Source organism: Streptomyces xinghaiensis S187, from assembly GCF_000220705.2.
In the GTDB taxonomy this organism is placed as follows: Bacteria; Actinomycetota; Actinomycetes; order Streptomycetales; family Streptomycetaceae; genus Streptomyces; species Streptomyces xinghaiensis.
In genome coordinates, this window is the sequence record NZ_CP023202.1 from 94,632 (window position 1) to 106,818 (window position 12,187).

Below are 12,187 nucleotides of genomic sequence, written 5' to 3' on the forward strand. Positions count from 1 at the left end.
CCCCTTCCCCCGGGACGGTGCGTTACGCGACGTGTACGGGCGCCATCGTATCGGCGGGCCCGCCGGTTGGAGGCTGCCCCGCTCACCGGGGCCGGAAAAGCCCTGTTGCCCGGGAAGCCGGCGGGACCGCCCAGGCGGGGATCCGGCGGTCCGTCAGGCCCGTTGGGAAGCGTGGCCCTTGGGGGCGGCCGCCCCCGGCCCTCGTCGCGGCGGGCCGGCCCACCGGTCCCGTCCCGCCGGACGCCCTACCGGGGCCCGGCCAGTTCGCGCACCGTCGCCATGTCGCTGAACGGGATCAGCTCCTCCCCCACGATCTGGAACGGTTCGCTGCCCTTCCCCGCGACCAGCACGATGTCCTCCGGACCGGCCTCGGCCAGCGCGAAGGCAATGGCCCGCCGCCGGTCGGCACAGCGCTCGAAGGGGGTTCCCGAGGCTCTCAGTCCCTCGCTGACGTGGTCCAGGATGATCTCAGGATCCTCGCCGCGGGGATTGTCCGAGGTGACGACGCACAGATCGGAGTAGGAACCGGCGATCTCCCCCATCCGGGCACGCTTGGTGACGTCCCGGTCCCCGCCGCAGCCGAAGACGGTGATGATCCGGCCGGGCGCGAAGTCCCGGATGGTGGCCAGCACGTTGTCCAGGGAGTCCGGGGAGTGGGCGTAGTCCACGATCACGGAGGCTCCGTGCGGAGCCGTGAAGCGTTCGAACCGGCCCGGGATCGGGGGGAGCCGGTCGAGGGCGGAGAGCAGCCCCTCCAGTTCGTGTCCGAGGAGATGGCAGGCCGCGACGGCGGCCAGCGCGTTGGCGACCGAGTACCGGCCCGGTACGGGAATGGCCACGGGGTACTTGTGGCCGGCGTGGTGGAGGACGAACCGCGCGCCGAAGGCGTCCATGTGCAGGTCGGTCGCCCGGTAGTCCGCCTCGGCGTCGATCGCGTAGGTGGACACCGCCCCGGGCATCAGGGCCTCGATCCGGGCTCCCACCGGGTCGTCGGCGTTGACCACCGCGCGCTCGCACAGCCCGCGGAAGAGGCGGAGTTTGGCCTCCGTGTAGCTCTCCATCGTTCCGTGGTCGTCCAGGTGATCCTGCGTCAGATTGGTGAAGACGCCCACGTCGATGGAGGTGTGGTCGACGCGGTGGGTCAGCAGGCCCATCGAGGTGGCCTCCAGGACCACGCTCGTGGCCCCGCGGTCGCGCATACATCCCAGCAGGTACTGGAGGTCGGGTGACTCCGGTGTGCTCAGGGCCGATCTCGGCATCGGGATCAGTTCGTCACCGATACGGCTCCCGGCCGTTCCGATGACCCCCACCCTGGCGTTCTCGGCGATCCGCAGGACGGACTCGGCCATGTGGGACACCGAGGTCTTGCCGTTGGTCCCGGTGACGGCGATCATGTCCATCCGCTGTCCGGGATCGCCGTGGTAGCGCGAGGCGACGGCCGCCGCGGCCGCCCGCGTCCCGGGCACCCGGACGACACACACGTCCCCGGCGGCCGCCCAGACCGACTCCGGTGGTCCGGGCCGCCCCTCCTCGACGAGCACCGCCGCCGCACCGCGCGCGAGGGCGGGCCCGATGGCCTCGGGACCGCCCTCGCGGTGACCGGGCACGGCGATGAACAGCGAACCGGGCGACACGCGGCCGGCGTCGAAGCAGACTCCGGCGGTGATGTCCGTCTCCGGATCGCCGCGGAGGATCTCGTGGTCGTGTCCGGCCAGCAGTGCGTTCAGCTTCACAGGCGTCCTTGTCTGGGGCGCGGCGGGCCCGCGCGTCCCGGCCGGGCGCACGGCACACCGGGGCCACCGCTGGTGCGGCGACGGGCGGGACGGACGCGGAACGGAACGGCGGGCCCGGCGGCGCCGGGGTACCGGAACTCAATCCGGCGGGGGTGGTCACGGCGCTCCGGGTCAGGAGCGGAGCCGTGCGGAGAGATCCGCGGAGGGGAGAGGAGGGCGAGAGCCCGGGTGGGGTGCGAGGGGTCGCCGGCGCTAGCCGTGTCCGTGCAGCGCCCGGCAGCCGGCGTCCGGCACGGCGCCCGGTGCGGGACCCGTCGCCGGGATCGCGCCGTCCGGGAGCGCGGCGCGGGGAGCCCTGCGCGGGCACTCCCTCACTCCGTCTGTGCGACCCATGGCCCCAGTGTACGTCCCGTGCCACCGGCGGATTCACGGCGCGAGCGGCACCGGGCCGGGCCGGACGGGCCGCCGCGGAGCCGGGGCACGGCGGCCGGCAGCGAGCGGCGGGGCGGACTGCGCGTCAGGGGCGGCGTCCGGAGAGGACGCCGCCCCTGACGGGCGGACCGGGAAGGGGGTTCAGGACCGGGGGCGGGCGAACCAGGCCGCGCCGTCCTTCATCGCCGTGAAGGCGACGACCAGACCACCCGCGATGATCCACAGCAGGCCGGGCGGGAAGAAGTAGATGCCGGAGACGATCATCAGTGCTCCCACGACGATCGCGGCGATCCGGACACCGCTGCCGCCCTTGCCGAACTTGGCGGCGACCACGATCTCCGCGATCGACAGGATCAGCGCGAAGGCCCCGAGCCCGAGCAGGAGCCCGGCCGATATGCCGTCCTGCAGGCCCCCCTGCTCCTCCACGGCTTCGCGTACCTCGCTGTTGTTGAGCAGGGCGCCGCCGGCCGTCATGAACAGACCGCCGATGAGGCCCAGTCCGCCGAAGACGAAGAGCAGCACCCGTGCCGTCTTCAGGGTGCCGGACATCTGCTCCGGCATCTGGTTGCCGCCGGGATACCCGCCATAGGGCTGCCCGGGCTGCTGCGGGTAGGGTGCCTGCCCGTACCCCTGCCCGGGCTGCTGCGGATAGGGCGCCTGCCCGTATCCCGGCCCGGGCTGCTGGGGGGACGAAGGGTACTGCCCGCCCTGGGGCGGGCCGTACGGGTTGTTCGGACCCGTATCGCTCATGTCCGCATCCTTCCGGGAGTTTTCACATCACGACTGCCCTGTGCTGATCTCTTGAACCTATCGCGCACAACTTCCGCCCGTCAGGGGCCGGTACCCCTCACATCGCGATCCTCACGAAGCTGACGGCACGTCAGGTCGGTCCGCGAAAACGGCCTTCTCCACGCACCCGGGGCTCAGCGGCCGTCAACGGCCGTGAGCGGCGGAGGGCGGCGGAGGGCGGGGCGAAGACGGCGGGGCGGAACGGCTCCCGCCACAGAGGTGGCGTCGTCCGTCCGGCCGGCGCCGCCCGGTGTCAGTCGCCGGCCGCCAGCACACCGGCCAGGGCCGCCAGGACGGACGGCTCGACCCGGTAGTACACCCAGGTGCCGCGCCGTTCGGAGGTGAGCAGTCCGGCCTCCCGCAGCTTCTTGAGGTGGTGGCTGACCGTGGGCTGCGAGACGCCGACATCCGAGATGTCACAGACGCAGGCCTCCCCGCCGGGGTGCGAGGCCACCAGGGAGAACAGCCGCAGCCGGACCGGGTCGCCCAACGCCTTGAACATCGCCGCGGTGCGCCCGGCCCCCTCGGCGGTCAGCGCGCGCCGGCTCAGCGGCGGGCAGCACGGGACCACGGGCTCCGCCACCGGCGTACGCGCCGGACCTCCGGAATTCGACATACGTCAATCCTTACAGCCGCCCCGCCGCGGGACAAGGTGCCGCCGCGGCGCCCTTCACCCAGCGGATCGCACCCGCCCGGCCCGGACGTGCGGGGCCCGGCCGGCGGCCGCACGATGAGTCCTATGACCGAGATCAACGAACCGCTCGTCGAGGCCCCGCCGATCGTGGTCTGGCCCGTCACCCCGGGGGAGCCGCCGTTCCGCCTGGTGGAGATCCGGGGGGAGGCCGTCGGCAGGGCCGAGTCGATCGTGGACGTCGTCACCCTCGCCCACGACGCCGGGCTGGCGCACGTCGATCTCGACGACCCCGCCGTGGTCCGGTGGGTGGGCGGCGGCAAGTACACCTGGGCGCCGCACCACGGGTTCCTGTGATCCCGCGCCGGCCCGCCGGATCCCCCCGCCCCGCCGCCCCCGCCGCCGGGCGGGGGCTCAGAGCCTCCCGCGCCCGCTCAGGGCGTCGCGGGCGCGGTCGACGAGCCCCGCCCCCGGGTCGAGAAGACGGTTGGCGGGCGGGGTGTCGGGGGCGCCGGGGTGCGGGCGGGTGGGGGCGGTCCGCTTGGCCCGGCGGATCTTGCCGCCCAGCTCCTGCAGCCGTTCGGCGGAGCAGACCTCGCGCAGCCGGGCGAAGAGGTGCCGCTCCTCGTCGTGGATGTGCGCGGTCACCTCGCTGATCAGCCGGATGACGAGCCCGTCGAAGTCCGGGTCGTCGGGCCTGCGGTCCTCCAGGTCCTTGAGGAGCCGTTCCACCTCGGCGTGGTCGGCGATCTCCTTGTCGGCGAGCGCGGCGCCGCCGGGCACACGCCGGCGCACCTCCGGATACAGGTACTGCTCCTCGGCGACCGCGTGCCGGACGAGTTCCATGGTGATCCGGTCCAGCACCTGCCTGCGCTCGGGGCGGCCGGTGGGGACGCCCTGCAGACTCTCGAACAGTTCGTCGACCTCACGGTGATCGGCCGTCAGTTCCGCGATGGCGTCCTCACCGTGGTTCATGCCCGCCTGCCCCTGCCTGGTGGTCGGATACGTCACCGGCCGCCGGACGGCACCGTCCGCCGGCGGACCGCGGGCGCCGGGTACCCCCGCACCGCACTCCCACACCCGCCGGGCACGCGCACGCCCGGCGGTCCGGGCATCCGGCCGGGCGCCGATCCGGCCGCAGCGATATCCTATAGTCTCATTTATCCGTATTGCCGTGAATGACTGCTATCGGAAAGAGCGTGTCATGGCCTCAGCCCATCCGCCGGGGCTGCTCCGCCGGCTGCCCCGGCTGCTGCGGAGCCCGGACCCGCAGGCCATGCTCGCCGTCCTGACCGAGGACCGGGAGGAGGACGGCGAGCCGGCGCCACTCGTGCCCGAGCGCACCCGGATATACGTCGAGGGCGCCGCGCGCACCGAGGTGTTCCCCGCCGGCTCCGGACCCGGGCCCGCGAACCGGGCGTTCGACGAGGCGGTCGCGGAGGTGATGCGCACCGGACGGCCCCTGCGCGCCGGCGGACCGGAGACCCCCGTGGCGCTGCTGCCGCTGTCCGCCGACGGCCGGGTCGCCGGCGTCCTGGCGGCGGGGCTGCGGTCCGCGGACCCGGCAGAGGGCTCCCCCGACGACTCGGCCCTGCAACTGCTGGCCGACACCTGCGCGGTACGGCTGAACAGCCTCGCCCACCGTTCCGTCGAACTCCTGTCCGAGGCGGCGCGGGCCACCCGGACCGGGGGCTTCGCCTGGGACCTCTCGCGGAACTCCGTCCGCTGGGACGAGCGGGCCTGCGACATCTACGGCGTCGACCCGGCCGAGTTCGACGGTGACGAGGAGGCGTTCTTCGGCTCCCTCCACCCGGACGACGTCCCGGTGGTCCAGGCGGCCATCGCGGAGGTGACCGAGGCCGCCGTCACCTCGCCCGGGTCGGGCCCGGCCGGCGACACCGGCTCCTACCGGCTGCACTACCGCGTCGTCCACCCGGACGGCAGCCAGCACCCCGTGCTCGAACACGGCCGGGTGGTCCTGGACGAGGAGGGACGCCCCACCCGCGCCCTGGGGCTGGTGCTGCGGAGTCCGCCCGGTATGACGCCGGCCATGCCCTCCCTCTCCCCCGACCGCTCGCGGGACGCCTTCCTCTTCAGCCTGACCCGGGCGCTCTCCAAGGCCGTGACCGTACGGGACGTCGCCCGGGTCATGACCGATCTGACCCGTCCCGCGCTGGGCGCCGCGAACGTCACCATCGGCGTCGTCGAGCACGGCGGGCTGAAGATCATCGGCCGGACCCCCGTCGCCCCGGAACTGCGCCATCTGCACCGGCCGGCCCGCCGGGCCATGGAACTGGCGCTGACGCAGGAGGAACCGCTGTTCCTGGAGGACCTCAACCGGCTGCGCGGCACGGGGGTCCCCGATCTGGGCGCCACCGGCCCCGTGCCACCGCGGGCCTGGGTCGTGCTCTCGCTCTCCTCCTCCGAGCGCCCCACCGGCGCCTGTCTCATCTCCTTCTCCGGCCCGCGCCACTTCGACCCGGGCGAACGCACCTTCTACACCGCCGTCGCGGCGATCCTGACGCAGAGTCTCGAACGCGCCCGGATGTTCGACTCCGAGCACCAGCGGGCCAGCGATCTCCAGACGGCGATGCTCCCCCGCCGCCTGCCCCCGCTCCCGTCACTCGCCACCCACGCCCGCTACCTCCCGGGCACGAGCGAGATGAACGTCGGCGGGGACTGGTACGACGTGCTGCCGCTCGCGGACGGCACCGCGGCCCTGGTGATCGGGGACGTCCAGGGGCACGACGCCCACGCCTCGGCGGTCATGGGCCAGCTCCGCGTCATCCTGCGCACCTGCGCCGAGGCCGGGATGAACCCCGGCAGTGTGCTCGCCCGGGCCAACCGCGTCCTGGCCGATCTCGACACCGGCCGCTTCGCCACCTGCGCCTATCTCGTCCTCGACCCCTCCGACGGCTCCCTGGAGGGGGCCCGGGCGGGACACCCCCACCCTCTGCTGGTCTCCCCCGGCACGGCCGGCGAACTCCGGCTGGCGGGCGGCCCGCCGCTCGGCGTCATGCCGCACGCGCGGTACGGGACGACCAGGGCGCGCCTCGCCGACGACGAGACACTCGTCCTCTTCACGGACGGCCTGGTGGAACGGAAAGGCGCCGACCTCGACGTCTGCATCGCACAGATGCGCAACGATCTCCACCACTGGATGCGGGACACCGAACAGGAGTACGGCCGTCTCGTGGGCCCGGAAGAGGTCACGGACTTCCTTCTCCGGGATGACGGTGATCCGGGCCGTTCGGACGACGTCGCCCTTCTCGCGGTGCGCCGCACCGGCTGACATCCGCCCGCTCTCGTTGAATTCCCGCGCACCGCCGGAATACCACCTGCGCCATTCGGGTGACACTCATTTGCGTTCCGGCCGCGCCCGTACAAGAGTCGAACTCACCGTCAGCCGGCGTCGCGTGCTATCAAGACGACGCAGCACGATGCCACCCCGCCGGTCGAGGCATCGGCGTGCTGCGCGAAAACCGGCGGACACATCCATTCCGACGTTGCCGACGCCGGTGGCGGAGAGGCGAATACTCATGGTCTCGGACACCCAGACGCGAGAAGTTCCGGCCGGACCGAGGCCCAGGACGCCGGGGAGAGTGATCGTCGACTGGCTGACCACTACCGACCACAAGAAAATCGGCGCCCTCTACATGGTCTCGTCGTTCATCTTCTTCGTGATCGGCGGAATCCTGGCTCTCGCCATCCGGGCCGAACTGGCCCGGCCCGGCACGCAGATCCTCTCGAACGAGCAGTACAACCAGGCGTTCACCATGCACGGCACCGTCATGCTGCTGCTGTTCGCCACACCTCTGTTCGCCGGTTTCACCAACGCCATCATGCCGCTGCAGATCGGCGCGCCGGATGTCGCCTTCCCCCGGCTGAACATGTTGTCGTACTGGCTCTTTCTCTTCGGATCGCTGATCGCCCTCGCCAGTTTCCTCACCCCGCAGGGGGCCCCCGACTTCGGCTGGTTCGCCTATACGCCGCTCTCCCGCGAGGAGTACTCACCGGGCGTCGGCGGCGACATGTGGATCATGGGCCTGGCGATGTCCGGCTTCGGCACCATCCTGGGCGCCGTCAACTTCATCACCACCATCGTCTGCATGCGGGCCCCGGGCATGACGATGTTCCGGATGCCGATCTTCGTCTGGAACACCCTGCTCACCAGCGTCCTGATCATCCTGGTCTTCCCCGTGCTGGCCGCGGCCCTGTTCGCGCTGGAGGTGGACCGCCTCTTCGGGGCCCACATCTACGACCCGGCGAACGGCGGGGCGCTCCTGTGGCAGCATCTCTTCTGGTTCTTCGGGCATCCCGAGGTCTACATCATCGCCCTGCCGTTCTTCGGCATCGTCACCGAGGTCATCCCCGTGTTCAGCCGGAGGCCGATCTTCGGTTATGTCGGCCTCGTCGGCGCGACACTGGTGATCACCGGTCTCTCCGCCTCGGTGTGGGCGCACCACATGTTCGCCACCGGCGGGGTGCTGCTGCCGTTCTTCTCCTTCATGTCCTTCCTCATCGCGGTGCCGACCGGCGTGAAGTTCTTCAACTGGATCGGCACCATGTGGAACGGCTCGCTGTCGTTCGAGACGCCCATGCTGTGGGCGCTGGGATTCCTGGTCTCCTTCCTCTTCGGCGGTCTGACCGGCGTGCTGCTCGCCTCTCCGCCGCTCGACTTCCATGTCACCGACGGCTATTTCGTCGTCGCGCACTTCCATTACGTGATCTTCGGGACCGTGGTGTTCGCCATGTTCGCCGGTTTCCACTTCTGGTGGCCGAAATTCACCGGGAAAATGCTGGACGAGCGGCTGGGGAAAATCCACTTCTGGACGCTCTTCATCGGCTTCCACACCACCTTCCTCGTCCAGCACTGGCTCGGTGTCGAGGGGATGCCCCGCCGTTACGCCGACTATCTCGCGGCCGACGGGTTCACGCTGCTGAACACCATCTCGACCATCGGCTCCTTCCTGCTGGGGCTCTCCACGCTGCCGTTCCTCTACAACGTCTGGCGGACGACCAAGTACTCACCGAAGATCCTGGTCGACGACCCCTGGGGCTACGGCCGCTCGCTGGAGTGGGCGACCTCCTGCCCGCCGCCCCGGCACAACTTCCTCACCCTGCCGCGGATCCGCTCCGAGTCCCCGGCCTTCGACCTGCACCACCCGGATCTCGCCCTCATCGACGAGGAGGAGAACACCGGGCGCAGGGACATGATCGAGCCCGGCAGGGGCGCCGCCCCACCGCTCGGCGACGACCGCGGCCCGGGCCACGGTCACGCCGACGGCCGCGGCAGGAGCTGAGGCCGGCGTGCGGCCCGATCGCGAGGAGATCAACGCCGGGCTCGCCCAGTTGGAGGGATACCTCCGGGGACGGACCCATATCGCCGACGCGCGGACCGAGGCCGAGGCGTTCGCCGACCGCATGCCGTGGCTGACGACTGCTCAGCGCGAGGAGATCGTCGGCGGCTACGTCGAGGACCGGCTCGCTCTCACCCGGCGCCTGCTGGAGCACATCCTGCAACGCTCCGCCGAGCTGCGGGCCGAGTACACCGCCCGCTACGCGTCGCTGCGCCGCCGGGTGCTGTGCACGGCCGTCGCCGCGGTGCTCGGGGCACTGGCGCTGAGCGTCTGGGCGCTGACCGTCGCCGGTCTCAGCCGGTAGCCCGCACGGGCCTCAGCCGCTCGCGGGCGCGCCGAAGGTCGTCCAGGCCGCCCGGTCCGGTACGGGGCACACGGGGCGGCCGGCGACGGCGTTGAGGATGGTGGCGGCGCGCCAGGCGCCCAGGGTGAGGTCGGGGGCGCCGACCCCGTGCGTGTGCAGTTCGGCGTTCTGCACGTAGAGGGAGCCGGTGACGGCCGGGTCGAGCGCCACCCGGTACTCGCCGTCGATCCGGTACCGGCCCCGGTCGTCCCAGTCGACGAGGCCGGCCACCGGGTCGAGGAAGGCGGGGCGGACGGCCGCGTAACCGGTGGCCGCGACGACGGCCGAGGTGCGTACCTCGAACCGGCTGTCCTGCTGGGCGTGGTGGCAGCGCAGCAGGAAGCCCCCGGTCACCGCCTCCGCCCCGGTGATCTCGACGCCGGGGTGCAGGGCGGCGCGGGGTTCGGTGCCGCCGATGGTGCGCTCGTACAGCGCGTCGTGGATCTCGGCGAGGGTCTCCTCGCTGACGCCCTTGTAGAGCTGCCACTGCTCGCGGACGAGCCGGTCCCGCACCTCCGGCGGCAGTCCGCGGAAGTAGCGGATGTAGTCGGGGGTGAAGTGCTCCAGGCCGATCTTGGAGTACTCCATGGGCGCGAAGGCGGGGGTACGGGCGAGCCAGCGGACGTACGGACCGCCGGCGCCGTCACCGTCCTGGTGACGCAGCAGGTCGAGCACCACCTCGGCGCCGGACTGGCCGGCGCCGATCACCGTGACGTCGTCCTCGGCGGCCAGGCGGGCGCGGTGGGTGCGGTAGTCGGCGCTGTGCAGGACCCGGCCGCGGTGCCCGGCGGCCGTCAGCGGGCGCAGCACCTCGGGGAGCACCGGTTCGGTCCCGACGCCCAGCACGATCCGCCGGGCGGCCACCGGGGAGCGGCGGCCGGCCGCGGACCGGTGCTCCACCCGGAAGACGCCGGCCGGGCCGTCCCACTCCACCGAGGTGACCTCGGCGTCGAAGCGGCAGGACGGCAGGCGCTCGGCGGCCCAGCGGCAGTAGTGGTCGTATTCGCGCCGGGGGATGTGGAAGCGCTCGGAGAAGAAGAACGGGAACATCCGGTCGTGCGCCCGCAGGTAGCTGAGGTACGACCAGGGGCTGGTGGGGTCGGCCATGGTCACCAGATCGGCGAGGAAGGGCACCTGGAGAACCGTTCCCTCCAGGAGCAGGCCGGGGTGCCAGGAGAACCGGGGCCGGGCGTCCAGGAAGAGGGTGCGCAGTTCGGGCACGCCGTCGGCCAGGGCGGCCAGGGAGAGGTTGAACGGGCCGATGCCGATGCCGACCAGGTCGTAGGGGTGCCCGGCCGCCGCGGTCACCGCCGTCCCCCCGCCGGGCCGGCGGTGCCGGCGGACGCGGTGGGGTCCGCCGCCGGTGCCGCGGACGCCGCCCGTACGGAGCGTCCGGCCGCTTCGGGACGGCCCGCGGGAGCGGGCGGTGTGCGCGGGACGGTGCGGGGGACGGCGGCGTCCGGACGGTGCAAGGGCTCTCCCGGGAGGAGGGGTGCCGGACTGGGCTCACCGGCGGAAATCCAAGAGAGGCTAACCGGCCGGGCCAGGGATTCCAAGCGGGCCAACTCCCCCGCGCGGGTGCCCGGTTCGGGGACGGGCCGGTCCGGCCGCGCACAGCGGTGGGGCCCCGGCCCGGCAGCCGGGGCCCCACCGCTGTGGTCCGCGCCCCCGCGGGGGCGCTTCCGGGCGGCCTGCCATCGTGGAGGGGGAACCGCGGCCTCGCCACCCGGGTGTGCCGGCCGGACCCGGCCGCTCAGACCTGGCCGCGCCAGGCACCGGTCTCGGCACCGCGGGACTCGATGAAGGACTTGAAGCGGCTCAGGTCCTGCTTGGCCTGCTTCTTCACGAAGCCCATCTTGTCCCCGACCGTGTCGGCGATGCCCTGCGGGTCGTGGTCGAGCTGGAGCATGACCTTCGTCCGCTTGTCGTCCAGGCGGTGGAAGGTGACCACGCCGGCCTGCTTGGCCTCACCCTCGACGGTGGTCCAGGCGACGCGCTCGTCGGGGATCTGCTCGGTGATCTCGGCGTCGAACTCCCGCTTGACGCCCGCGATCTTTGTCACCCAGTGCGTCCGGGTCGGTGTCCGCTGCTCGATCCGCTCGACGCCTTCCATGAACTGCGGGAAGTCCTCGAACTGCGTCCACTGGTCGTACGCGGTGCGCACGGGGACCTCGACCTCGACGGATTCCTCGACCTTCGACATGTCGGTGTGCTCCTCACCTCGGGGGTTCCGTACACCGCTCCGCCTGCCCCCCGGTCCGCCGCCGATGCGTACCGGAATGGAAGAATCCGGTCATTCGGTCCGCGCCACCGGGCCCCCGACGGCTCTCCGGGGCTCCCGCACGGCGGTCAGTGGAGCAGCTTCAGTCCCGCCACACAGCCGATGATCCCCGCGAGCAGCAGCAGCTTGGCGACGGACACCGTCTCGCCGCCGGTCGCCATGGCCCACCCCGCCGTCAGGACGGCGCCGATGCCGACCCAGACCGCGTAGCCGGTGCCGACCGGCACCTCCCGCAGGGCGTAGGCGAGGCCCGCCATGCTCAGCGCCAGCGCCACCCCGAAGACCACGCTGGGCCAGAGCCTGCTGAACCCCTGGGACCGGTCCAGCGCCGTGGCCCAGACCGCCTCCAGCACACCGGACAGGATCAGCACCGCCCAGGCCATCGCCCACTCCCGCACACCGTCGCGCCACCGCGGACCGGCCCCTCGGGGACCGGCCGCCTCCCCGGCCAAGATCTCACACGGCGTCCGCCGGGAGAGCCCCGGCCCGGCGGCCCGCAGGGGCGCCGGAAAAAAGTTATCCGGCAGCCACCAATCCGCCCCGGGCCCGGTTCCGAATGAGGGACGCAGGCGGATCACGGCAACGGGTCCGCGTACGAGACCGCGCACCGGCCGCTGC

The 12,187-nt window shown here is 72.4% G+C and carries 12 protein-coding genes; 4 read left to right on the forward strand and 8 right to left on the reverse strand.

Annotated elements, in window-relative coordinates; translation table 11 throughout:
* Positions 1-245: 245 nt before the first annotated feature.
* The 4 genes from SXIN_RS00430 to SXIN_RS00440 form a co-directional block, all read right to left on the reverse strand.
* A complete protein-coding gene (locus SXIN_RS00430) occupies positions 246-1,733 on the reverse strand; it encodes a UDP-N-acetylmuramoyl-L-alanyl-D-glutamate--2,6-diaminopimelate ligase (protein ID WP_019708383.1) in 1,488 nt (495 codons plus the stop codon).
* A 252-nt stretch (positions 1,734-1,985) separates the two neighbouring features.
* Complete coding sequence (locus SXIN_RS31790) at positions 1,986-2,126, reverse strand: hypothetical protein (RefSeq protein ID WP_157916230.1); 141 nt, start codon at positions 2,124-2,126, stop codon at positions 1,986-1,988.
* 180 nt (positions 2,127-2,306) lie between these two features.
* Positions 2,307-2,915, reverse strand: coding sequence for a hypothetical protein (locus SXIN_RS00435; protein ID WP_019708382.1), 609 nt, complete (start codon positions 2,913-2,915; stop codon positions 2,307-2,309).
* Positions 2,916-3,207: 292 nt separating this feature from the next.
* Positions 3,208-3,570, reverse strand: a complete 363-nt coding sequence (locus SXIN_RS00440) for an ArsR/SmtB family transcription factor (protein WP_039820958.1) — start codon at positions 3,568-3,570, stop codon at positions 3,208-3,210.
* 123 nt (positions 3,571-3,693) lie between these two features.
* On the opposite strand from SXIN_RS00440, the gene SXIN_RS00445 reads away from it, so the two are divergent.
* Positions 3,694-3,942 carry a hypothetical protein gene (locus tag SXIN_RS00445; RefSeq protein WP_095756380.1) on the forward strand — a complete coding sequence of 83 codons (249 nt, stop codon included), beginning with the start codon at positions 3,694-3,696 and terminating at the stop codon, positions 3,940-3,942.
* 57 nt (positions 3,943-3,999) lie between these two features.
* Here SXIN_RS00445 and SXIN_RS00450 read toward each other — a convergent pair whose 3' ends face one another.
* Positions 4,000-4,560 carry a hemerythrin domain-containing protein gene (locus tag SXIN_RS00450; protein WP_043462709.1) on the reverse strand — a complete coding sequence of 187 codons (561 nt, stop codon included), beginning with the start codon at positions 4,558-4,560 and terminating at the stop codon, positions 4,000-4,002.
* A gap of 229 nt (positions 4,561-4,789) precedes the next feature.
* On the opposite strand from SXIN_RS00450, the gene SXIN_RS00455 reads away from it, so the two are divergent.
* From SXIN_RS00455 to SXIN_RS00465, 3 genes are all read left to right on the forward strand, one after another.
* On the forward strand, positions 4,790-6,877 hold the full coding sequence (locus tag SXIN_RS00455; protein WP_019708379.1) for a SpoIIE family protein phosphatase: 2,088 nt from the start codon (positions 4,790-4,792) through the stop codon (positions 6,875-6,877).
* A 247-nt stretch (positions 6,878-7,124) separates the two neighbouring features.
* Positions 7,125-8,888: an aa3-type cytochrome oxidase subunit I gene (gene ctaD / locus SXIN_RS00460; RefSeq protein ID WP_050930747.1), complete on the forward strand. Its 1,764-nt coding sequence runs from the start codon at positions 7,125-7,127 to the stop codon at positions 8,886-8,888.
* Positions 8,889-8,895: 7 nt separating this feature from the next.
* On the forward strand, positions 8,896-9,249 hold the full coding sequence (locus SXIN_RS00465; RefSeq protein ID WP_019708377.1) for a hypothetical protein: 354 nt from the start codon (positions 8,896-8,898) through the stop codon (positions 9,247-9,249).
* Positions 9,250-9,261: 12 nt separating this feature from the next.
* Here the strand turns inward: SXIN_RS00465 and SXIN_RS00470 are convergent, their stop codons facing one another.
* The 3 genes from SXIN_RS00470 to SXIN_RS00480 all read right to left on the reverse strand — a co-directional run bounded on the left by SXIN_RS00470 (position 9,262) and on the right by SXIN_RS00480 (position 11,952).
* Positions 9,262-10,596: a lysine N(6)-hydroxylase/L-ornithine N(5)-oxygenase family protein gene (locus SXIN_RS00470; protein ID WP_095756382.1), complete on the reverse strand. Its 1,335-nt coding sequence runs from the start codon at positions 10,594-10,596 to the stop codon at positions 9,262-9,264.
* 445 nt (positions 10,597-11,041) lie between these two features.
* Positions 11,042-11,491, reverse strand: a complete 450-nt coding sequence (locus tag SXIN_RS00475; RefSeq protein WP_019708375.1) for an SRPBCC family protein — start codon at positions 11,489-11,491, stop codon at positions 11,042-11,044.
* A 146-nt stretch (positions 11,492-11,637) separates the two neighbouring features.
* Positions 11,638-11,952, reverse strand: coding sequence for a DMT family transporter (locus tag SXIN_RS00480; RefSeq protein WP_019708374.1), 315 nt, complete (start codon positions 11,950-11,952; stop codon positions 11,638-11,640).
* Positions 11,953-12,187: the final 235 nt, after the last annotated feature.

Excerpts from the sequence above, each read along its gene's own strand:
- SXIN_RS00445 (WP_095756380.1), top strand. The coding sequence starts at position 3,694 with ATGACCGAGATCAACGAACCGCTCGTCGAGGCCCCGCCGATCGTGGTC.
- SXIN_RS00450 (WP_043462709.1), bottom strand. The coding sequence starts at position 4,560 with ATGAACCACGGTGAGGACGCCATCGCGGAACTGACGGCCGATCACCGT.
- SXIN_RS31790 (WP_157916230.1), bottom strand. The coding sequence starts at position 2,126 with ATGGGTCGCACAGACGGAGTGAGGGAGTGCCCGCGCAGGGCTCCCCGC.
- SXIN_RS00440 (WP_039820958.1), bottom strand. The coding sequence starts at position 3,570 with ATGTCGAATTCCGGAGGTCCGGCGCGTACGCCGGTGGCGGAGCCCGTG.
- SXIN_RS00480 (WP_019708374.1), bottom strand. The coding sequence starts at position 11,952 with ATGGCCTGGGCGGTGCTGATCCTGTCCGGTGTGCTGGAGGCGGTCTGG.
- SXIN_RS00475 (WP_019708375.1), bottom strand. The coding sequence starts at position 11,491 with ATGTCGAAGGTCGAGGAATCCGTCGAGGTCGAGGTCCCCGTGCGCACC.
- SXIN_RS00435 (WP_019708382.1), bottom strand. The coding sequence starts at position 2,915 with ATGAGCGATACGGGTCCGAACAACCCGTACGGCCCGCCCCAGGGCGGG.
- SXIN_RS00455 (WP_019708379.1), top strand. The coding sequence starts at position 4,790 with ATGGCCTCAGCCCATCCGCCGGGGCTGCTCCGCCGGCTGCCCCGGCTG.
- ctaD (WP_050930747.1), top strand. The coding sequence starts at position 7,125 with ATGGTCTCGGACACCCAGACGCGAGAAGTTCCGGCCGGACCGAGGCCC.